Below are 21,214 nucleotides of genomic sequence, written 5' to 3'. Positions count from 1 at the left end.
GTCATGACAGCAGATGAGCTTGAAAAAAACTTGTCTGATCCGTGGTGGCGTTTGACAAGTGGGTTTTTATACAAAATCTTAATTAAGGGTGATGAGGAAACAGAGGGCTTGAAAGCACCCTTTATTCCTAATGAGCACCAACTTGATTTCATTAATAATCTGCATTATCGAAATGTAATTCTAAAAGCTCGTCAGCTTGGATTTACAACCCTGATAGCAATTTACTACTTAGATTGCTGTTTATTTGGGGAGGGTGATACACGCGCAGGTATGATTGCTCAAGATCGAGCAGCAGCAGAGAGCCTTTTTCGAGACAAGGTAAAGTTTGCGTACGATAATTTACCTGATGAAATTCGAGCAAGATTCCCACTAAAGCGCGACAGTGCAAGTGAGTTACTTTTTGCTCATAACAACAGCTCAATTAAAGTCGGAACATCAATGCGTTCAGGTACTTTGCAGTATTTGCATGTATCTGAGTTTGGTAAAATTTGTGCAAAGTTTCCAGATAAAGCAAAAGAGGTTTTAACAGGCTCAATTCCTGCCGTATCACCTAGTGGGATTATTGTTATTGAGTCCACCGCAGAAGGTGAGAGCGGTGCATTTTACGATATGTCTGAAACGGCACGTAAAAATAAAGAAGCTAATAAAGAATTATCGAAAAAAGACTATAAGTTTCACTTTTATCCATGGTTTGGTGCAAAAGAATATGCGCTTGATCCATACGGTATTGTTATTACTGAAAAAGATCATGCTTATTTTGATTCGATTGAGCAAGAGTGTGGTGTAACTCTTTCAATCGAGCAGCGTGCATGGTGGTGTGCGACACGTGACACTGATTTCAGTGGTGAATCTCAGTTGATGTGGCAAGAATACCCATCAACACCAAAAGAGGCTTTTAAAAAGTCAAAAGAAGGTTGTTGGTATACAGAGCAATTCACCAAAGTTCGCAAAGAAGGTCGTATTTGTTCTGTGCCTTATCGCTCAGGTATTCCTGTGAATACGTTTTGGGATATTGGCAACTCTGATGGTACTGCAATTTGGTTTCACCAAAGAGTTGCTATGCAAGACTTGTTCATATCATTTGATGAAGGTTGGGGTGAGCCTTATGCCTACTTTGTTGAGCGTATGCAAAAACGTGGTTGGGTGTGGGGCACTCACTATCTACCACATGATGGAGCACATGCAAGACAGGGCGAAAGTGCAAACCTATCACCACAACAAATGCTTAAGAATTTAGGATTGCAAAATATTCAAATTGTACCTCGTGTATCTGAATTAATTCACGGTATCACAAAGACTCGTGAAGCCTTAGTGAACGATGTTTGGTTTGATGAAGTGGGTTGTAAGGATGGTTTGATTCATATTGAAAATTACACTCGAAAATATAATAAGCAAACACAGTCGTACTCAAGCGAGCCTGTCAAAACCGATGGTAATTCAGAGGCAGCAGACGCATTTAGGCAGTTTGCGCAAATTCGAGATCAAATAGGTTTGGTTAGAAAACCCAAACCACCACCACTAAAAAATAATTCATCTTGGATGGGATAAAATGAGTAAAGATATTTTAGAACGAGCTAAAAAATTCCGAGATGAAGCTCAGGCGTATTGGCAACCGATTTATGACCAAGGGCGTGAAGATAAGCGCTTTGTCGTTGAAAAAGGTGCTCAATGGGATGCTCAAGCAATTGCAAAGCGTAAAGCTGAAGGAAAGCCGACACTTGAGTTTAATCTCGTACATACGTATTGCAGACAGCAGGTAAACACACACAAGCAAAATAGACCGCAGATTCAAGTTGTGCCAGTTGATAATGGTGCAGATGACGACAAAGCCAAGGTTTTAGGCGGTCTGATCAAAGACACTGAGGAGGCAAGCAATTTTGAAGATGCAAACGATATTGCAGTTGAAAATGCCGTTTATAGTGCAGTCGGTTTTATTCGTGTAGTTACTGATTATTTACATGAGAAAAGCTTTAACCAAGAGCCACGTTATAAAGCTGTGCATAATCCTGAAGCTGTTTTGATTGATCCATTGTCACGTGAGATGGACGGCTCAGATATGGCGCAGGCAATTGTCGGTGAGTGGGTTAGTAAAGATTCAATCGAGCGGCAATATGGCGAAGATGCTGTTTCTGATTTCGAAATGGAAGGCGTAGAAAACTGGTTCAACGATACCAATAGCACGGTATTTATCGCTGAGTATTTCTACAAAGAAGAGGTGAAAGACACCCTGATACAACTTGAAGACAATACGGTTGATTTTAAATCTGCATTGCTTGAGATGTTAAGTGAGGAAGAATTAAAAGCATTCACAGTCAACGAGCGTGAAACAACTCGAACCGAAATCAAGTGGGTGAAATTATCAGGTTGTAAAGTGCTTGAAGAAAGTATCTTCCCTGGCAAATACATTCCGATAATTCCAGTCTATGGTGAGGTAATTTGGATTGGTGAAAAGCGACACGTGTTTTCACTTGTGCATTTCGCAAAAGACCCACAAAAGCTATTCAATTATTGGAAATCTACAGAAGCCAACATCTTGCAGAAAAACCAAGATGAATGGACTGTTGTTGATAGCAAAGCAATCGAAGGCTATGACGAATGGGAAGACCCCGCAAAAGCGCGTTATTTGCGTTTTGATTTTATTGACGAAGCAGGAAAACAAAGACCCGCACCAATGAAAGTTGGAAGTGCCCAAGTGCCAGTTGGTATTTTAAATGCATCTGAGTCTGCGAAAGCTTTGATTGCAGATACATTGAATATGCATGCACCCCAGATGGGGCAAGAAATCAACCAACAATCAGGACGAGCAATTGGGTTATTGCAACGTCAGGGTGAAACATCACAGTTTCATTTTCAAGACAATGACAATAAATCAATTCGTCATTGTGGACGTATCTTGCTTGGTTTGTATCCAGTGCTTTATGACGTACCTCTAGTGAAGCGAATCATCGGCTTAGATGGTGAAGTTGAGACCGTGAAGTTAAATACTCCACCAGATCAAAACAATCCTGACGAGATGGAAAAAGCCATTAACGGTGTGCTCAATGACATGTCGATTGGTCGTTTCGATGTGCGTATGGATACAGGCCCATCATTCAATACGCAGCGTGAGCAATCATTCCAGCTATTGATGCAGTTAGCGCAGTTCGCACCAAACATCATGCAAAGCGCAGGTGACTTGATTCTTAAAGATTCACCTTTACTCAATGCTAAAGCGATTGCGGAGCGTGTTAAGAAGATGATGCCACCACAAGTCTTTGGTAATGAGCAACTCAATCCTGAGCAAGCAAAAGCGCAAATCACGCAACTCGATCAACTTGTGCAGAAACTCACAGGAGAACTTGATGCACTTCAAAAAGAAGTAGGTGATAAAACAGAAGATCGCAATGTTGAAATGCTCAAAGCGCAATTGCAGGCTGAAAAAGATATTCAAGTTGCTCAAATTAATGCATCAAGTCGTTCTGATGTTCAGGAATTGCGAGGTGTTGTTGAATTACTGAAGCAACGTATTGATTTAGCAAATGCACCGAACAACTGGTTGCAACAAGGCGAGGGTGTAGATGGTTACGCACCAAGTCAAAGTTATGAAAACCCGCAGTTAGATGGTTTTGATCCACCACCTGACATTGCGACTACAGACATTCAAAACCCTGCCATTGAGCAGGGTTTTTTAATGCCTAATGAAATGGATCAACAAAATTTCGCCCCTAACACTGATCAGGTTGGGGATAGCGCATTGATCAATCCTGACATTGAATTAATGTCAAATCCAAATAATGGAGAAAGCTATGACGTTTGAAACTGACGACAACGTTGACACAGGCGCAACGGAAAATACAGCCGCAGAAGTCGAAACAGAACAAACTCAAGAAACAGAACAGGTTGAAACTGAGACTGAAACTCAAGAAGTCAAAGAAGAACCTGTAAAAAAAGAAAAGCCTCGATCTCAGATTCGTATCGAAGAATTGGCACGTGAAAATGCTGAACTTCGTAAATACAAACAAGATCAAGAATCTCAGAAGAATGCACCGAAGCCACCTGAAAAGCCGAAAGTTGAAGACTTTGAAACATGGTCTGAATACGAAGACGCTCAGGAAGAATGGCGTATAAATGAAGCTATGCGTCGCTTGGAGGAGAAACAAGGGAAAACAACACAAGATAAAGCACAACTTGATCAGCAAGTCGCTTTTCAATCCGCAGTTGTTGAGCTTGAAACCGAAGGTGTAGATGTAAATAAATACATCGAACGTGCAAGCGAACTCCCCCAACTTCCGATTCAATTAGACCAATTTGGCTTATCTGCAAAAGATACGCTCAAGCTTGCAACGGAACTCTTAGATGATGAAGAGACTTATATTTCATTATCTCAAATGAATCCTGTTCAAGCAGCTGCAAAAATTGGTGCAATGATTGAAAGCAAGAAAACAAAAGCACCTTCACCTGTTTCTAAAGCACCTCCACCAATTAAACCTGTACAAGCGAATGCCACTGTTGCTCGTGACCCATCAAAAATGAGTGATGACGAGTGGTACAAAGCCGAAATCAATAAGCGAAAAGGTAAATAATTTATGAGTAATACAATTTTAACGCATCAAATGATTGCGCGTGAAGCGGCTAAAATGCTTGAAGAAGAAGCGCCATTTATTGCGAATATCAACAAAGGTCGCCAAGATGAATTTGGAAAAGACACGCAAGGTTATACCAAAGGCGACTCAGTAAAAATCAAAATCCCAACTGCAGGGCAAGTATTTGATGGTGCGAAGTTTGGTGGTGCAGGTGGCAATGCTTCAGATGTTATTGAAAACTCTGTAAACCTGACACTTGATACTCAAAAGCATGTCGCTTTGCAGTTTGGTGCAAAAGAAAAGTTGCTTGATCTAACTGACTTTAAAGACCGTATTTTACGCCCTCAAATGCAAACCCTATCATCTGTAGTTGAAGCGGATTTGATTGCAAAAGGTGTGCTTTTAGTTCCAAACCAAGTGTCAATGAATTTAGCTGGTGCGAATCCATCAAACGCATTGGCTTTGGCACAATCAAAGTTAAATCAGTATTTAACACCAAAAGGGGATCGCTCAACCCTATTGTCGAATGAAGCAAATATTGCATTGAGCGGTGAAGTTTCTCGCTTATACAACCCCACTCAAGTATCAAGCAAAGCGTATCTAAGTGGTTATGTTTCATCAGCTTATGGTACGGACTTATACAACCACCAATCTGTTGCAGTGCATAATAATGGTACAGCAGCGGGTATGACCTTGAGTGGTGCTGTATCAAGTGGCAATACAATCAATGTGACTGCAACTACAGGTGGCACACTGACCAAAGGCACTGTGTTTACCATTGCAGGTGTAAATGCTGTACACCCACTTACAGGTCAAGACTTTGGGGTACTACAGCAGTTTGTTGTTCAAGAAACTGTCACTGTTGGCACAGGCACGGCAGTTAAAATTTACCCTGAAATCAAACCAACAGCACCTGCGAAAACTGTCAGTGCAGCAGCGGCAAGCGGTGCAGCAATCACAGTTGCATCAGTCAATGGCTTCCAGAACCTTGAGTTCCACAAAGATGCGTTTACTGCGGCATTTGCGCCACTTCCAGTGCTCGCTTCATGTGAGGGATATACAGCTCGCTTGCCAAGCGGTATTTCAGTTCGTGTGATGACGTTTGGTGATGGTAATAATGACATTGAGCGTACACGTATTGACGTACTGTATGGCTTCCAAGTCGTTCGCCCGCTTCATGCATGCCGTATCACACAATAATTTAACCTTATGACAACACATGCCCTCATTTGAGGGCGTTGTCATTTTTGGAGCAATGAAATGAAATATCCAAAAATGCTTTATTCGCCTGATAGCGACACCGTGAATCATTCGGGTCGTATCGTACATAATGAAGTAGATGAGCAAGAGTGGCGTGAACGCGGTTTTGTTGATTATGCTGATTTGCCAGAACCTAAACCAAAGGTTGAAGAAACTGAAAAAGATGAAGCGCCTGTTGGTTTTGTGACAATTGAGCAATTTGACGCAGTTGCGGAACGATTGGCGGCAGCAGAACAGGAAATCGAACGCTTAAAAAATCCTGAGCCTTTTGTACCTGAAATGAAGTACGCGGATGGTACGGGTGCAAGTGAAGGAGGGTCAACGGATCCTGAACCGCAAATCACAACTCAGGCGGTTGATTACAACTCACTTACAACACCACAACTTCAAAAGTTGCTTGATGAAAAAGGCATTGCATATTTGAAGCGTGATGATAAAGCGACTTTGATTGGATTATTAACTCAACTTGTTAAAACGGAAGAATAAAATGCAAAATCAACATCAAAAAATTAAAGGTTATCGTGATTTATCTCAAGAAGAAATCGACTTAATGAATGAAATCAAAACCAAGGGCGCAGAACTTGGGGAATTGGTTGCAAAACTTCGTGCAACAGAAGGCTTGGATCAGCGTTGGGTAAGTATAGGGGCTACTGATCTACAAACAGGTCTAATGGCGCTAACTCGTGGTGTAGCCCAGCCAACAAGCTTTTAAGGATTAAATCATGAACGTCAGCAAACTTATTAACCTTTCTTTAAAACAACTTGGCGTTTTAGCTGCAGGTGAAAATGCAAATGCAAATGAGGTTGCTGACGCAGTTGATAGCTTACGGGCAATGCTTGCACAGTGGGCAACTCATCGACTGTATGTTTATAAAGTTGAGAAAATCTCAATTGCATTGAGTGGCGCAGGGCAATACTCACTGGATCAAACGATTCACTCAATTTCTGATTCGGCAAAACTGGATGATGAATCAATTTTGATGATTCGTGACACCAACCAATCTAAACCAAATACAAAAGTAATTTATTCGGTTGATGAGCCTTTTTGGAAGTTTAATGTTTTAGTTGATGCAAAATTGCTTGAGATTAATGCATTTACTCTACCCGCAAAGCTTGAAGCGCAAGACGATCTTCAATTACCTGATAAGTATGAGCGACCTTTAATTTTGAGTTTGGCGTTAGAAATTGCCCCAATGTTTGGTGTTGAACCTTCTATGTTGTTAATCAAAAATCAAGATAATGCGATTGAAATGTTAAAGCGTAGTAACTCTGTGCCTCGGCATTCCAATAACGATTTGCCTGTGGGGGTCGGGAGAACAGCATGGCAGTTATAGACATTCCTATCGTCGGGCAGTCGTATCACCTTAAAGACTGGGCGATTGATTGTCAGCGAACATTAAACCTATATCCACAGGTTGTTGAAAGTGGCAATACTCCTCAAGTTTCTGCACTTTTACCCACAGAAGGTTTGACTAAGCTTTTTGAATTTACGGGCAATGCAAATCAGTACGCAGCAAACGTTCGCGGTATTTACGCGTTAAATGATCGTGTTCTTGTGGTTGTGTCCATGCGTTTGGTTGTTATTCAAAACAGTGCTTGGCGCGATGTTGGATATTTGCGTGGGCTTGATAAAGTCACTTTTGCGGATAATGGTCTTGAAGTATTCATGACGGGAAATGATGAGTACGGCTTTACAGGTCATGTCTACAACATTGCTGATGACTCACTGGTTGAGGTCTTAGTTGATGATGGGACTACTGAAGATGGCAACGGTTTTTTTGGCGCATCAACTGTCACATTTCTTGATTCACGTTTTATCTGGACTGTACCAGATACGGGTAAAATCCAATGGTCAAAGCTATTGAGCCATGGAACTGATGCTTTGAGTTATGCGACTGCGGAAAGCCGATCTGACAAACTTGTCCGTGTTATTGCTAATAATGGTTTGCTTTGGCTTATTGGTGAAAAAACAACTGAAGTTTGGGTGAGTACAGGTTCAAGCGATTCGCCATTTGTTCGGCAAACTGGCGCTTATATACCGACAGGTTGTATCGCCAAAAACTCAATTGCAGAGTTTGGCTCAAGCTTAATTTGGTTATCCCAAACTGACTTTGGTGCGAATCAAATTGTCATGACACAAGGGTATGAAACGGTACGCATTTCAAATCATGCACTTGAATCTGAAATAGCACGTTATGAAAATACCAAGGATGCTTACGCTTTCTCGTATCAACGAGAGGGTCATGCATTCTATCTAATTTCATTCCCGACTGACCGCAAAACATGGTGCTATGACGCTACTACACAAATGTGGCATGAAAGAGCGTGGTACGACTTAGATACATCAAATCTTGAGCATCATCGCGCTTACTGTCATTGCTATTTCAATGGACAGCATTTAGTTGGTGATCGAGAAAACCCGATCATCTACATGCTTGATCCGCTTTCTGAAACAGACAATGAAGCACCTATTATTCGAGAGCGCACCACACCATGTGTTAGTCCAAACGGCACACGCATGGTTTTTGATGAGGTGCAGTTATTCTGTCAGGTTGGGCAGTCTAATAACACCAAACCAATGATCATGTTTGATTGGTCAGATGACCGAGGAAAGACGTGGTCCAATGATCGAATTGAAGAAATATCAAACGATATTGGCGCAATCGGTGAGTACGAAAAGCGTGTAATTTTCCGCAGACTCGGGCAATCATTTAATCGTGTTTTTCGAGTGCGAATGAGCGATGCAGGGCGATTAATTTTACTTGGTGCACATGCAAAGGTGAGATAGATGAATAAAGTCCCACAAGTTACACAAATCCCCTTGCGACAGCCGATGTTAGTGAACAATCAATTGCACCCTGTATGGGTGCTTTTTTTTGAAGAACTAAGCAAAGTAGCTAATGAAAACGCTATTTTTTCAATGCAAAAAATGAGCGGTGAAATTGGCGCTGTTGGTGATGAGGTACTTCAGATCAATGGAGATATTGACAATATCGCCCTGCTAATTAATGCGATAAATATCTCATTAAACGGGATTGATCAGAATATTTTAAGTTTACAGGCACGTGCGGACGGTTTTGACTCGAGTATTAAAAACTTAGCTGATCGGGCAGATGGATTCGACTCAAGCATATTCAATCTTGGCATATCTCTTTCAAATTTAAGTAGTCGCACATCCACAAATGAGACTGAAATTTCAAACATAAATAGCAGTATCTCAAATATCAACAATCATTTAGGAAGTGTGGATAACGCATTAAGCGATATTCAAGCGGACTTGATTACAGTCAATGAAAAACTCGATACACAAGCTACAGCGATTGCAAATCTAAATATTCGAGTCACAGCATTGGAGAAAAAATGATTTCGATTAGTCGTGAAAACTGGGCAGATTGTATTGATCAAATCATGTCGCTTTGCCAGCAAGTTTTTGATCTTGAGGAAGCTCAATTTACAGGTTTGAAACTTGATTTCGATGTAGATCAATATATTGATGCTGAGAAAGCAGGATATTTCCATTGTTTGGTTATGCGAAAAAATAATAAGCCGATTGGTTTTCACTGGATTGTGATTACACCAATGCCACGACACAAAGGTAAATTTCACGCTCATACGGACGCTATTTTTGTTGACCCCGAATACCGCAAATATTCCAATCAATTACTCAGTTTTTCTGAACAATACATTAAAGAAAAAGCCGATTTTTGGACTTTGGCAAATCTATCTGCAAATGATCGTCAAGCAATGTGGCAACGTAAAGGCTTTAAACCCATTGAAACTATTATGTTTAAAAAATTATGAGGTGATTTATGTCTTTTGTAGGCAAAGCAATAGGAAGTATCACAGGCTCCAATAAGCAAGCCAAGGCGGCAACACAAGCAGCTCAAACCCAAGCAGACGCTACGGATCGTGCAAGTCAAATCCAAAAAGAAATGTACGATCAAACTCGCAAAGATTTAAGCCCTTATACGCAGGCAGGAACAAATGCTTTAAGTCAGCTTACTGGGTTTAATCCGCAGTCATTTCAGGGTTCAGGATTCAACTATAACGGATCATCAAACCCAGCATACAGTAGTCAGCAGTTTGCAGCAGCAGCCCCATACCAAGCGAGTGAATTTAAGTTTGAAGAATCACCGAGCTATCAATTCCGCAAACAGCAGGGTATGGATGGCATTCAATCACAAGCAGCAACAGGCGGCGGTTTACTGAGTGGTGCGACATTAAAGGCGCTGAACAATTACAACAGCAACCTTGCATCACAAGAATATGATAATGCTTTTAATCAGTATCAGACTGACGAAAACAGACGTTTTAATCAATATAATACGACTGAAAGTCAGCGCTACAATCAATATTTAGGGCAGGAACAACTAAATCAAGGTCAGCACCAACAAGCATTTAACAATTGGCAATCTCAAGACAACAATGCGTACAACCGCTATATGACTGATCAAAACAACCAGTACAACCGTTTATACAACCTCGTCGGCATTGGTCAAAATTCCGCAGCACAAGTTGGTAACGCAGGCATGCAAACAGGACAGGCAGTAGCTAACAACACGATGGCGGGTGCAAATGCAACCGCAGCAGGTCAAATAGCAGCGGGGAATAAAACAGCTAATAATTTCAATACATTATTAGGTGCAGCAGGAACAATTGGTGGTTTATTTATATAGGTGATTTATGATTGATCCAAGAATCCCTTTGATGGGGCAACAACAAGCTGATCCATTTGAAACAGCTACAAAAGGTATTCAGTTTGGGCAAGGATTGCGTCAATTACTATATGGACGTCAAGCGGGCAATATGGCAGCTCTAAACCCCGAAGACCGTCAAGCATTTGCAAATAAATCAATGTTTAGTCGTGAACTGAATCAGCAATTAAAAGCAGATGCAGCGTCGCAACAAAAGCAAATGTATGATCAACTTAAGACTGAAGCCGAAATTTCTAAAATCGGCAGTGAAGCATATAAAAATAACCAACAAGGCGGTGGTTATGCTTTAGAAAACTCAGGTAAAAAATTAGGTGCTATTCAAGGTGCGTTTCAGCAAGCATCTTTGAGTGGCGATAAAGGGCAAGTGCTTTTAGGTTTAAATGCTTTGGTGCGTACTGGACATATATCTCCTGAAGACTACAAAAGTCAGGAAGCCATTGTTAATGTGATGTCGCCTGAAGAGCTGAAACAATATGCAGGCGGTATTAACTTTGCAAATGCTAAAGACCCCGCAGCACTTCAATATCAATCTGCTGATAATGCGGCAAACAACAAGCAATCAGATGTTAATAATCAACGCACAACTAATGCTTCGATTTATGGTACGGATGTGGCAGCGAATACAGCTGATAAGAATAGAGCACAGAGCCAAAACCAGTTTGAGCAGAATTTTGCTTTAAATCAGCAAAAGCAATTCTTTGAGCAAAATAAACCTATTGGTTTCGAAGTTGGTAATGATGGCTTCAAGTATGCCATCTACCCGAATGGAAAAGGTGTTCGTGTTCTTGGCGATGATGGTCAACCTCTTAAGGTACAAGTTGCTAATAATCCCGCTGCAACAGCTCAGAAAGAAGAAACGCAAAGACTTCAACGTGTTGATGCTGTATTGCCTGAGATCGAAAAGCTACTCCCTAAAGCTACCAATAGTTATGTTGGACGCGGTTTAGACTATTTAGTTCGTGGTTTTGGTGGATCTAATCAAGGAGACATCGCCACCGATCAGCTAAAAACTCTCTCAGGACAATTAGTCTCATTAATGCCGAAAATGTCTGGTCCGCAGTCTGATAAAGATGTGGCGATGTATAAGGAGATGGCTGGTAATTTATCTGATCCGACAAAGAGTGTTGAAGCAAGAATGGCAGCATTAGGAACTATACGAGATCTTAATGAAAAGTATAAGGAATTGAATCAGCAAAATAACACTGGTGTTCGACCTCCTACAATTAACTCCTACTCGTTTATGCCATGAGTTTGTGCTATAACTCCCTCATTGTTATGAGGGGTTATAATGAAAAAACTAATTTTGGCAATATCTATGCTTTTATTAAGTGTAAGTGCTTACACTGCTGATAATTGTTATGGTACTGAAAATATGCGTACTTGTACTGACTACAATACGGGTAATACATACACCGTGAATAAATTTGGAAACAACACTCAGGTTAATGGATATAACAGTCGAACTGGTTCTAACTGGAGTCAAAATACACAAACTTATGGTAACCAATCATATACCACAGGCAGGGATAAAGACGGAAATTCTTGGCGTCACAATACGAATCAAATAGGTAATACTCAGTATTACAATGGTAGTGATAGTCAGGGTAATCATTATAATGGGAACTGCAATCCATACACTGGTTGTTATACGAATGGCAAGAAACAATAAAATTACTCAAGACTAAAAAGCACCCTAGGGTGCTTTTTTTATTTCCTAAGGAAAAGTTATGGCTAAATTATCACAACTGCAACAAGCATATAGTAATCCAAATATGCGAAAAATGTTGAATCTTATCGCTGCCTCAGAGGGTGTGAAATACGGCTATAACACGCTCTTTGGAAACCAACATTTTGACAATCTTTCCACCCACCCAAACATAAGAAAGGCATTCAAACAAACAGATGGTGCAACTAACTACACTACCGCAGCGGGTCGTTACCAGTTTCTAAAGAGCACTTGGGATAATACCGCCCAAAAATATGGATTCAAGGATTTTTCACCCCAAAATCAAGATTTAGCCGCAATTTCACTTATTGCGGGTCGTGGTGCTTTAGATGATGTGCTCAAAGGTGATTTTAAAAATGCTATCTCAAAGCTTGGTCCGGAATGGGCATCATTGCCAAGTTCGACATACAAGCAAGGTAAGCGCTCTTGGGACTTTGTAAATAAACAACTTGGTCAAGATGTTGGTGGGGTGTCTGAACTATATAATCCCCAAATGGTTGATTTGAAAAAAGTTGGAATTAATCAACCTTCATACAAACCAGAATTCACCGATTTAAATAGTGTGGGCATTCAAGCAAACAAACAACAATCATATCAACCAGAAATGGTCGATCTAAAATCTGTGGGGATTGGCTAAAATGGCAGGCGAACAAACAAAAGCATTCATTGAAACGCAACGTAAAGCAGGCAAATCCGACCAAGATATTTTTCTTGCAATGATGGATAGCCCTAAATTTTCAGCAGGTATCCAAAGGGGTAACCAACAAGGACACTCAAACCGTGACATTGCGCTAGGTCTTGGCTTAAATTTACCTGAGCGAAAAGCTGTTGATTTAGACAAAGTCAAAAAAGATGCAATACTTGAAGAAGGTAAAAAAGCGGGTAAAACATCTACTCTTGATTCTATTAATATGGCATTAACTGGTGGAGTTGGTGGGGGTGCTGTTCAAGGAGTTTACAAACTAACTGATCTTGCTTCCGAGGGATTCAATAAAGTTGCAGGCACAAAATTACCAACTAACCATTACGTGAAGTTTACTCAACAGCGGAAAGATTTTGCAGACTTGCATAACGCACGTCGTGAAGCAAATAATCAAGGTTTTGATTGGGTGCAGTTAGGCACAGGTGTAGCAACTGAGTTTCCACTTGCAGCACTAGGGCGTGGATACCAAGGTGCAAAGATGCTGTCCAAGGCTGGCGCAAAAGTTGCAGCTCAAAACGCATTAGTCGGTGCTGGAATTGGTGGTGCGGGCTTTGCAGGCGACTCAAGCCAACGTATGTCGAATACATTGCTTGGAGGTGTTGGTGGAGGAGTCGGTGGTGCAGTAGGTGAGAAAATTGGTCAAGGCGTAGTTAAAGCAACTCAAAAGGCAAAAAACATTGCTAATAGATTCTCACCTGAGCAAACAAATAGGATTCTCCAATCCATAGATCAGAAGCTTGATGAAACACTTAAGCAAAATGGCATGTCTTTGAGTGACTTATCAGATGAAGTTGCAAAGGGTTTGCGTGCAGATGCTATGAAAGCATTTCAATCTGGTCATAATTTAAGTACTGAAGCAGTTGCACGTAAAACCGTACTAGATAAATTAGGAATCAAAGGTACTCAAGCGCAAATTTCAGGAAACGCTAAACAGTGGCAATCTGAAGCAGAACTTGCAAAAGTACAGGGTGCAGGCGATAAATTAAGAGAAAAATTCATTAGCGATAATGAAAATCTTAAAAAGTTATTAGATGCGGAGTCCGCTAGAACAGGCGGTAACTCGGTAGATCAGTATGGCGCAGGAAGGGATGCAGCAGAAACCTTGATGAGTCAACATGCTCAAAACAAGCAATTTGTTTCAGCAGCCTACGATCACGCAAAAAGTTTACCAGGTGGTGATGTCTTAATTAATGGTAAAGGGCTTGCAAACGATATTTTTACACAATTGGATGACAAAGCTTTAGCAACTTTTCTACCTCCTGATATTAGAAATATTGTTAACCAAATTGAAAAGAACCCTAATTATTTCACTTTAAGAAAGGGTGAAGAACTGATTAAGGTTTTAAATACCCACTATAAATCCTCATTGCAAAATGGCGAACCAACGGCGACAACACATGCGCTTGGTGTGGTTCGTGATGTTCTTGGCAAAAGGCAAGAGGAGGCGCTGCAAGGACTGTTGAGTACAGGCGGTAACGATGCTGCACAAGCTTATAATTTTGCACGAGAAGCTTACAAAATAAATGCGGGTCTAAAAGCCAAAATGCCGATGCTTCAAGATGTTCTGAAGCAACAGGGTAAAGATAGTGTTAATTACGATTCGATTTACAAACATCACGTAATAAATGGAAAAGTTGAAGAACTGGCTCAAACTCTTAATGTTCTGAAAAACACAAATCCTCAAGCAGTTGCCAATATTCAACAAGAATTTATTCAAGACCTCACAGCAAAATCGATCAATTCTAACGGTCAATTTAGCCCCGCAGGAATGAAGAAAGCCCTTGATGCTTTTGGGGATCGTAAGCTGAATACGTTATTTAGTCCTGAACAAGTTCAACAACTTAAAGACATTCGCATGGCGGGGCATTACCTAGTTTCACAACCTAATCATGCATACGTAAATAATTCAAACTCAGCCGCAGGATTGGCAAACCATTTCAGCAGGATTGTTAATGCTGCGAGTGATTTTGGTATGAAGTTACCCTTTGTGAACCGAGCTGTTGTTGAGCCAATTCAAATGGCTTCAAACTATCGACAGACTGCAAATGCATTGAAAGGTGGAAACATTGCAGATACAAACACGCCAATTGCCCAATCTCAACAAGACATGGCACTTATAGACCGACTTGTTAAAGCGGGCATTTTAAGTGGAGCAAATCTCCCAAATCAGTGAGGTATATATATGCTTCAACACCGCCTCGCAACACCTGTAATTCAGCCAAGAATGCGATTCTTTGACAAAGAAGGTAAACCGCTTGTCGGTGGCAAAGTTTACGCATTCAAAGTTGGAACAGAAGAATTCAAACCCACTTATCGTAATTCTGAGTTCACAGCATTAAATCAAAACCCTATTGTGCTCGACAATGCAGGTAGTGCTTTGATTTATTTGCGCGGATCTAATCAGCTTAGAATTTACGATAAAGACGGGAATCACATTGAAAATAGAATTGAGTATCAGCAACTCGAACGCGCTCAATTCTATGATGATTACGGCAAGCCATTGAAAAACGGCTTTGTTTACACGTATGACTATCAATCTACGATTAAGAAAACTTCGTACAGTATTGATGCAGTGACAAATCCGAATCCGATTGTGCTTGATGAAAATGGCACTGCTTTGGTCAATATTGTTGGTGCTTATCGCTTAAGACAGTACAACTCGAAAAATGTGTTTGTGGGTGATCAGGATTTTAAAAGACCGCCGATTAAGGCGCTGACGAGCTGGACTTATCCTGTTTATGCAGATGAAAACCTTACGACACACGCGAACGCGACAAACGCGGCACTTCACGACCCAATGCATTTTGAGCAACTTAGTGTTGGTTTAACTTTTAGTAATGCATTATTAAGACAAACTTTCTTCTTAAAAACACTGGATGCAGGTGTTGAAAACTTGAGCGCATCACTAAGAGTGTCGTATGGCCATTTGGCGCAATCATTTTTTCTAAGAACTTTTGATTCTGGTGTCGAAGATTTAAATGTTGAATTGAAAATTAAAGAAGCAAAGCTTTTGGATGGAATTACACTTCAACAAGAGTCAGAAAAAATATCAGCAAGATTAACAATAATTAGCGGAGAGATTAAAGATGTCTGAAATTGATTTAGTATTCCGAAATAAAGTGCATGCAATACTGAAACTCCAAGTGCGAAATGCATTTGGCGATATTACAAAAGAAACAGAATGGTTTAATAACCTTGTTTTAGATCAAGGGCTAAACCTTATGGCTACTGGTTTTTGGTTTAATGCTTGTCAAGTTGGTACTGGTAACTCACCCCCGCACAGGGGGCAAACAGGATTAGATAATCTTTTAGCAACATCAACAACAGTTGTATCAGAAGCAAACGGTGCGGCTGCTGCTGCGCCATATTACAAATGGACAAGAAAGACATTTAGGTTTTCAGCGGGCACAGCGGCGGGAAACTTATCCGAAGTATCTGTTTGTGGGGATAATTATCCCAACAAAACGTCGTGGAATAGGGCATTAATTAAAGATAACACCGGAAACCCAATCACGGTGACTGTGCTTCCAACTGAGACGCTTGATGTTATTGTTGAAATGAGAATGCATATTGATGCGACTGATAAAATAGGAGATATTGACTTTGGGAATGGTGTTGTTAGACAGTATACACTAAGACCAATGCTGATTAGCAGCATGGTTGCTAGCACAATACATAATCAAGGATTAGGGTTTAATTCTCCGACAGGACGTTACACACTCTGCTACACGGGTGGAATCAGTGACACTACTGGGAGACCGTCAGGTCAAATTGGTACGGGCGATGCATCTTCTCATAGTGCTCATTCTTACATCCAAAACTCTTACAGAATGGCTTGTACAAGCAAATTTAATCCCGGTGTAGCAACAGGAAACATTAGGTCGTTATCATTGGAATGGCCTAACGCATGTTTTTATCAATTAGAATTTGATAGCCCGATCACTAAAACAGCAACACACGAATTAAGCATTACAACTGAAATATCATGGGATCGTTATGAGCCTACCTGAAAATAAACTATCAACTCGCCCCATTTACGGGGCTTTTTTAGTGCCTGAGAAAGCTGAACCTCTTGTTGATTTTGAGTGGGGAGGTGTTGAATTACTTGACACATCACAAGGTTTAAATGTTTATATTTGGAAGTGCTACTACAAAGACAATTGGATTTGCATTGATAACGATATTGTCATTCACAAGTTGATCAATGTTGAAAACGTTAAATCTCTAAGTCTTTCATTTGACTTCAATATGCACCCGACTATTGCATATACCGTTGAACGCGAAGACAAAGAACGATCAACATTCTTGTATTGGTATGACACAGCTCAAGCAGCTCAAACAACAACTGAATACGGCACACAATACCACACACCTCAAGTTTCGCTTGATGACCATCGCTTACATCAATCTGCGAATGCCGACATTATTTTTGCGTATATCAAAAATGGGAATTTGTATTATCGACAGCAACGTGACCGCTTTTTAATAGAGCGATTACTAGCTGAAAACTTGGGAGATGCAGAACTCATTCAAATTGGAATGAGTACAAAAAATAGATTTCAGTTTGCGTTTGTGGATACAGAGCCAACCAAAACCCCAAGGCCGCCAGTGCCTGAATTTGACCCGCCATATAATCTTACTGTTGAGTTTAAAGATGATGGGGTTAATCGTTTAGAACTAAATTGGAAATTAGATGGTTTTGTTGATGAGCAGCGTTACTACTGCTCTGAAACACCCACTGATGTAAGTAGTTTGCCAGCACCCAAGGCTGTATTGCCGAATGGTGCGCGCACATACATAGATACAACTATTGCTGCAGGAAAGGCTTATTACATTCGAGTAGGGTCGGTTAGAAATAGTACTGAAAAGATTAGCTCCGAGTTTAAATTGTATGCAATTAAAAGTAGTAGTTATGTTTTTAACACATCTTTTGCATCAAACTTAATAGACAAAACTGGAAAAAATTGGACACCAATTGGCGGGGCTGGTGTAGAAAATGGAGCACTCAACCTTAACAATCAACAAAAATATTTAACAACCTCAAAAGAGAATTTTTCATTTATCACCACGGATGATGATTTTACTATTCGTCTTAAGTTAAAGGTTTCATCTATTTCAGCAATTAACGTCATATTATCGTTTCGTGACTATGGCAACTATAGCACAATAAAAGGGTTTGCTATGTATATAATTGATGGAAAATTACAATTTGAAGGTTTTAAGAACACAGATGTTGCTGCTGTATCGCTATCAGCACCTATTCCAAACTTCAGCACTTCTGTTAGAGACGTATCAATTGAAAGAAAAAACATGATTGTTTATCTTTATTATGATGGAATCCTGATAGGTCAAGCTACTCAAGTGGGAAATATTTATGCTCCTTTAAGAGCTGAACTACTTCCGTCGCTTGGCAGAATGTCTGATGATAGTCGGTATTATTTAGATGGCACTATTAGTGATTTTCAGATTATTAATTTTGCTGTGGGTGATGGACAGCCAACAACACCGAAACTTTAAGCACCCAACTGGGTGCTTTTTTATTGCCAAAAATAGGGGGATTCATGCAGGAGCATGAGAAAAATTTTCTACTCATTCTTGTTGTAGGGCTATGTATTGGATTCGCTAAATTGCTTGTCTCTGATGAAAAACTGACGTGGCGTTTAGCGATAGGTCGAACGATTTTAGGAGGGGCAACATCAACAATCGCGGGAGCAATTGTTCTGCAGATTCCTAACATCAATCCTCTTGCATTGATTGCAATAGCATCGGCATTAGGGATTTTAGGAAGCACATTTATTGAGTCTTGGCTAAAACGTCAAGCAAACACGTGGAGTATCAAATGAAACTAATCGATAACTGGAAACAGTCATACAAACTTAAATCAGTACAGATCGGCGCTATAAGCGCCATTTTTTTTGCTTTGAGTTTATTCTCTGAGCACTTTTTAACTCTATGGAGTGTTATCCCACAGGAAGTCAAAAACTCAATTCCCGAACAATGGAGAGAATACGTTGGTGCTTTCGTTGGTGTGGCTATGATTTTGGCACGTTTGAAAAAACAGCCTGAGTTGCATGAACCACAGTTGAATTTAACAGGTGTTAATACACTAATCTCAGCAACGGTATCAAATACAAATGATCTTGCTTGGATGATCGAAGCCAAAAAGCATTTAGGCTTGAGAGAGAATACAAGTAAAATAGCTCATAACCCAACAATTCTAAAATGGCTTAAATCGCTTGGTGCTTGGTGGCAAGAAGATGAAACACCTTGGTGCGGTACTTTTGTGGCTTGGTGTTTAAAAACCGCAGATATTGCATATCCAAAACACTGGTACCGCGCGTTAGACTACGTGAATTATGGCACCAAGCTCTTAAAACCCGCGTATGGCTGTGTTGCTATTAAATCTCGGAGTGGAGGTGGTCACGTTTGCTTTGTAGCAGGGCGTGATAGCAAAACTGGGAAATTGGTTTGTATTGGTGGTAATCAATCAAATATGGTTTGTTATGCACTTTACAATGATGCTGATTTTCAGGAATTTCGCTGGTATGGGAAAACTAGTCGACCTGCTGAGTCACGTTATAAGTTGCCAGTGTTGAGTGGTGTGAGTTCGACGAAGGCGAGTGAGGCTTAAAACATAAAAATTCAAATGCAACATAACTGCAACAAGTGAATATAATTTATTGATATTTATAATAGTAAAAGGCGCATTCAGCGCCTTTTGTAATTTTGAATCATTAAATCAATTTCTTATTCATGTTCATTATGTTGTGGTGCAGGGTAACGGAAGCCTTTGGTTTTATAACCTAAGTACAAGATACCGAACATTGCCCACCATAGACCGAATTTTAATGCAGTTTCTTCAATTTCAAGCCACATCGCAAAGATACTGATAAAACCAAGCAAAGGAATAATCACAAAACTGAGAATATCTTTGAATGATTTAGTACGACCATCACGAAGTGCATAGCGTGAAATCACTGACAAATTCACAAATGTAAATGCTGTTAAAGCACCGAAGCTGATCATAGAAATAACAATATCAAGATCCATGAAACCAGCAGTTAATGCAACAACACCAACGATGAGAATATTGTACGAAGGGGTGAAGTTTTTAGGGCTAATATGACCAAAAATCTTTTTATTGATCACGCCATCACGACCCATCACATACATTAAACGTGATACACCTGCATGTGCTGAGATCCCTGAAGCCATTACCGTCACAATCGCAAAATAAAGCACAACAGTTTTAAATGCGACACCACCAACAGCTTGTAAAATATCAGGCTGTGTTGCTGCGACATCCTCAAAGTAAGTTTTAGGATCATTCGGGAAGTAAATTTGCATGAAGTAGGTGCTGATAATGAAAATTATCCCTGCAAATAACGCTGTCATGAAAATTGCACGAGGCAAAGTCTTTTCAGTGTCTTTGGTTTCTTCAGCAAGTGAACTCAACGAGTCAAAACCTGTGAATGAGAAGCAAAGTAAGGTCGCACCTGTAATGAGTGCTCCAACACTGGTCATTTCATTCCAAAATGGTTCTAAACTCCATAACTGGTATTTCGCATTGACGAGCGTACCGTCTGCGTTTACACCACTTGAAAGTAGTTGATAAACCATCCACGTAAAGTACGCAATTACACCTAACTGTACGAAAACAATGAGACTATTGAAGTTCGCAACAAATTTTGCACCACGTAAGTTGACCCCCGTCATTACAGCCGTGAGACCAATCACCCAAACCCAATGGTTAACCTCTGGGAAAAGTGCCTCTAAATAGATCACAGCAAGGATGATGTTCACCATTGGAGAGAGTAAATAATCTAACCAAGATGACCAACCGACCATAAAGCCGACATTAGGGTGAATCGATTTTTGTGCATAAGTATAGGCTGAACCTGACGAAGGGTATCGACGGATCATGTGACCATAACTAATAGATGTAAATAAAATTGCTATCAAAGCAACAATATAAGACGTGGGTACATGGAAATGACTTTCTTCTGATACTAAACCAAAGGTATCAAAAAGCGTCATGGGTTGAATATAAGCCAAACCAATAATGATAATGTGCCAGAAGCCTAGCGTTTTTTGCAGTTTAGCTGCCGATTGAGTCCCAGTGTTAATTGTCAACGGCGTTATCCTCTTATCGTTGATCAAGGATCAGTCATATATCTAAGGATCGTTTGAGACGAACGATCCTCCCTAAGAATAAAACAAAAGTGCGCCAATCTACTCCAATTGCAAA

General features: G+C 40.3%; 21 protein-coding genes. 20 read left to right on the top strand and 1 reads right to left on the bottom strand.

From position 1 onward, the window contains the following. Positions 1-3: 3 nt before the first annotated feature. The 20 genes from EXE09_RS12175 to EXE09_RS12080 are packed head-to-tail and all read left to right on the top strand — an operon-like array spanning position 4 to position 19,597. Positions 4-1,548, top strand: a complete 1,545-nt coding sequence (locus EXE09_RS12175; RefSeq protein ID WP_130117449.1) for a terminase — start codon at positions 4-6, stop codon at positions 1,546-1,548. A gap of 1 nt (position 1,549) precedes the next feature. Further along, positions 1,550-3,796, top strand: a complete 2,247-nt coding sequence (locus tag EXE09_RS12170) for a portal protein (protein WP_130117448.1) — start codon at positions 1,550-1,552, stop codon at positions 3,794-3,796. Next, positions 3,786-4,562, top strand: a complete 777-nt coding sequence (locus EXE09_RS12165) for a hypothetical protein (protein WP_130117447.1) — start codon at positions 3,786-3,788, stop codon at positions 4,560-4,562. Before EXE09_RS12170 ends, EXE09_RS12165 begins: the two co-directional genes overlap by 11 nt. Before the next feature lie 3 nt (positions 4,563-4,565). After that, positions 4,566-5,762, top strand: coding sequence for a P22 phage major capsid protein family protein (locus tag EXE09_RS12160; protein ID WP_130117446.1), 1,197 nt, complete (start codon positions 4,566-4,568; stop codon positions 5,760-5,762). Positions 5,763-5,822: 60 nt separating this feature from the next. Continuing rightward, complete coding sequence (locus EXE09_RS12155) at positions 5,823-6,308, top strand: hypothetical protein (protein ID WP_130117445.1); 486 nt, start codon at positions 5,823-5,825, stop codon at positions 6,306-6,308. A 1-nt stretch (position 6,309) separates the two neighbouring features. Next, complete coding sequence (locus EXE09_RS12150) at positions 6,310-6,534, top strand: hypothetical protein (RefSeq protein WP_130117444.1); 225 nt, start codon at positions 6,310-6,312, stop codon at positions 6,532-6,534. A 10-nt stretch (positions 6,535-6,544) separates the two neighbouring features. Further along, on the top strand, positions 6,545-7,156 hold the full coding sequence (locus EXE09_RS12145) for a hypothetical protein (protein ID WP_130117443.1): 612 nt from the start codon (positions 6,545-6,547) through the stop codon (positions 7,154-7,156). Beyond that, positions 7,144-8,610, top strand: a complete 1,467-nt coding sequence (locus EXE09_RS12140; protein ID WP_130117442.1) for a packaged DNA stabilization protein — start codon at positions 7,144-7,146, stop codon at positions 8,608-8,610. Before EXE09_RS12145 ends, EXE09_RS12140 begins: the two co-directional genes overlap by 13 nt. Beyond that, positions 8,611-9,186, top strand: a complete 576-nt coding sequence (locus EXE09_RS12135) for a hypothetical protein (RefSeq protein WP_130117441.1) — start codon at positions 8,611-8,613, stop codon at positions 9,184-9,186. Continuing rightward, positions 9,183-9,623: a GNAT family N-acetyltransferase gene (locus tag EXE09_RS12130; RefSeq protein WP_130117440.1), complete on the top strand. Its 441-nt coding sequence runs from the start codon at positions 9,183-9,185 to the stop codon at positions 9,621-9,623. Before EXE09_RS12135 ends, EXE09_RS12130 begins: the two co-directional genes overlap by 4 nt. Before the next feature lie 8 nt (positions 9,624-9,631). Continuing rightward, the gene (locus tag EXE09_RS12125) at positions 9,632-10,498 is read left to right on the top strand and encodes a DNA transfer protein p32 (RefSeq protein ID WP_130117439.1); all 867 of its coding nucleotides are present in this window, start codon (positions 9,632-9,634) and stop codon (positions 10,496-10,498) included. Between the two features lie 7 nt (positions 10,499-10,505). Then, the gene (locus tag EXE09_RS12120) at positions 10,506-11,786 is read left to right on the top strand and encodes a hypothetical protein (protein ID WP_130117438.1); all 1,281 of its coding nucleotides are present in this window, start codon (positions 10,506-10,508) and stop codon (positions 11,784-11,786) included. Positions 11,787-11,825: 39 nt separating this feature from the next. Continuing rightward, positions 11,826-12,206 carry a hypothetical protein gene (locus tag EXE09_RS12115; protein WP_130117437.1) on the top strand — a complete coding sequence of 127 codons (381 nt, stop codon included), beginning with the start codon at positions 11,826-11,828 and terminating at the stop codon, positions 12,204-12,206. 58 nt (positions 12,207-12,264) lie between these two features. Continuing rightward, positions 12,265-12,900, top strand: a complete 636-nt coding sequence (locus EXE09_RS12110) for a glycoside hydrolase family 104 protein (protein ID WP_130117436.1) — start codon at positions 12,265-12,267, stop codon at positions 12,898-12,900. Position 12,901: 1 nt separating this feature from the next. Next, complete coding sequence (locus EXE09_RS12105; protein WP_130117435.1) at positions 12,902-15,139, top strand: hypothetical protein; 2,238 nt, start codon at positions 12,902-12,904, stop codon at positions 15,137-15,139. A gap of 9 nt (positions 15,140-15,148) precedes the next feature. Further along, a complete protein-coding gene (locus EXE09_RS12100; protein WP_130117434.1) occupies positions 15,149-16,060 on the top strand; it encodes a hypothetical protein in 912 nt (303 codons plus the stop codon). Beyond that, a complete protein-coding gene (locus EXE09_RS12095) occupies positions 16,053-16,976 on the top strand; it encodes a hypothetical protein (protein WP_130117433.1) in 924 nt (307 codons plus the stop codon). Before EXE09_RS12100 ends, EXE09_RS12095 begins: the two co-directional genes overlap by 8 nt. Beyond that, positions 16,963-18,483 carry a hypothetical protein gene (locus tag EXE09_RS12090; RefSeq protein WP_130117432.1) on the top strand — a complete coding sequence of 507 codons (1,521 nt, stop codon included), beginning with the start codon at positions 16,963-16,965 and terminating at the stop codon, positions 18,481-18,483. The genes EXE09_RS12095 and EXE09_RS12090 overlap by 14 nt, the downstream gene beginning before the upstream one ends. Before the next feature lie 44 nt (positions 18,484-18,527). Continuing rightward, positions 18,528-18,809: a holin gene (locus EXE09_RS12085; protein WP_130117431.1), complete on the top strand. Its 282-nt coding sequence runs from the start codon at positions 18,528-18,530 to the stop codon at positions 18,807-18,809. Beyond that, positions 18,806-19,597, top strand: coding sequence for a TIGR02594 family protein (locus EXE09_RS12080; RefSeq protein WP_130117430.1), 792 nt, complete (start codon positions 18,806-18,808; stop codon positions 19,595-19,597). Before EXE09_RS12085 ends, EXE09_RS12080 begins: the two co-directional genes overlap by 4 nt. A 116-nt stretch (positions 19,598-19,713) precedes the next feature. Here the strand turns inward: EXE09_RS12080 and EXE09_RS12075 are convergent, their stop codons facing one another. Next, positions 19,714-21,099, bottom strand: a complete 1,386-nt coding sequence (locus EXE09_RS12075; protein ID WP_130117429.1) for an APC family permease — start codon at positions 21,097-21,099, stop codon at positions 19,714-19,716. Between the last annotated feature and the right edge of the window lie 115 nt (positions 21,100-21,214).

It is taken from the genome of Acinetobacter sp. WCHAc060025 (assembly GCF_004209355.1).
Lineage (GTDB): Bacteria > Pseudomonadota > Gammaproteobacteria > Pseudomonadales > Moraxellaceae > Acinetobacter > Acinetobacter wuhouensis.
Note: the sequence above shows the minus strand (reverse complement) of the source record. Positions and strands in the feature narration are given on the sequence as shown.

What these genes read in the sequence shown, in the direction of transcription:
- EXE09_RS12175 (WP_130117449.1), top strand. Translation starts at nt 4, where the DNA reads ATGACAGCAGATGAGCTTGAAAAAAACTTGTCTGATCCGTGGTGGCGT.
- EXE09_RS12170 (WP_130117448.1), top strand. Translation starts at nt 1,550, where the DNA reads ATGAGTAAAGATATTTTAGAACGAGCTAAAAAATTCCGAGATGAAGCT.
- EXE09_RS12165 (WP_130117447.1), top strand. Translation starts at nt 3,786, where the DNA reads ATGACGTTTGAAACTGACGACAACGTTGACACAGGCGCAACGGAAAAT.
- EXE09_RS12160 (WP_130117446.1), top strand. Translation starts at nt 4,566, where the DNA reads ATGAGTAATACAATTTTAACGCATCAAATGATTGCGCGTGAAGCGGCT.
- EXE09_RS12155 (WP_130117445.1), top strand. Translation starts at nt 5,823, where the DNA reads ATGAAATATCCAAAAATGCTTTATTCGCCTGATAGCGACACCGTGAAT.
- EXE09_RS12150 (WP_130117444.1), top strand. Translation starts at nt 6,310, where the DNA reads ATGCAAAATCAACATCAAAAAATTAAAGGTTATCGTGATTTATCTCAA.
- EXE09_RS12145 (WP_130117443.1), top strand. Translation starts at nt 6,545, where the DNA reads ATGAACGTCAGCAAACTTATTAACCTTTCTTTAAAACAACTTGGCGTT.
- EXE09_RS12140 (WP_130117442.1), top strand. Translation starts at nt 7,144, where the DNA reads ATGGCAGTTATAGACATTCCTATCGTCGGGCAGTCGTATCACCTTAAA.
- EXE09_RS12135 (WP_130117441.1), top strand. Translation starts at nt 8,611, where the DNA reads ATGAATAAAGTCCCACAAGTTACACAAATCCCCTTGCGACAGCCGATG.
- EXE09_RS12130 (WP_130117440.1), top strand. Translation starts at nt 9,183, where the DNA reads ATGATTTCGATTAGTCGTGAAAACTGGGCAGATTGTATTGATCAAATC.
- EXE09_RS12125 (WP_130117439.1), top strand. Translation starts at nt 9,632, where the DNA reads ATGTCTTTTGTAGGCAAAGCAATAGGAAGTATCACAGGCTCCAATAAG.
- EXE09_RS12120 (WP_130117438.1), top strand. Translation starts at nt 10,506, where the DNA reads ATGATTGATCCAAGAATCCCTTTGATGGGGCAACAACAAGCTGATCCA.
- EXE09_RS12115 (WP_130117437.1), top strand. Translation starts at nt 11,826, where the DNA reads ATGAAAAAACTAATTTTGGCAATATCTATGCTTTTATTAAGTGTAAGT.
- EXE09_RS12110 (WP_130117436.1), top strand. Translation starts at nt 12,265, where the DNA reads ATGGCTAAATTATCACAACTGCAACAAGCATATAGTAATCCAAATATG.
- EXE09_RS12105 (WP_130117435.1), top strand. Translation starts at nt 12,902, where the DNA reads ATGGCAGGCGAACAAACAAAAGCATTCATTGAAACGCAACGTAAAGCA.
- EXE09_RS12100 (WP_130117434.1), top strand. Translation starts at nt 15,149, where the DNA reads ATGCTTCAACACCGCCTCGCAACACCTGTAATTCAGCCAAGAATGCGA.
- EXE09_RS12095 (WP_130117433.1), top strand. Translation starts at nt 16,053, where the DNA reads ATGTCTGAAATTGATTTAGTATTCCGAAATAAAGTGCATGCAATACTG.
- EXE09_RS12090 (WP_130117432.1), top strand. Translation starts at nt 16,963, where the DNA reads ATGAGCCTACCTGAAAATAAACTATCAACTCGCCCCATTTACGGGGCT.
- EXE09_RS12085 (WP_130117431.1), top strand. Translation starts at nt 18,528, where the DNA reads ATGCAGGAGCATGAGAAAAATTTTCTACTCATTCTTGTTGTAGGGCTA.
- EXE09_RS12080 (WP_130117430.1), top strand. Translation starts at nt 18,806, where the DNA reads ATGAAACTAATCGATAACTGGAAACAGTCATACAAACTTAAATCAGTA.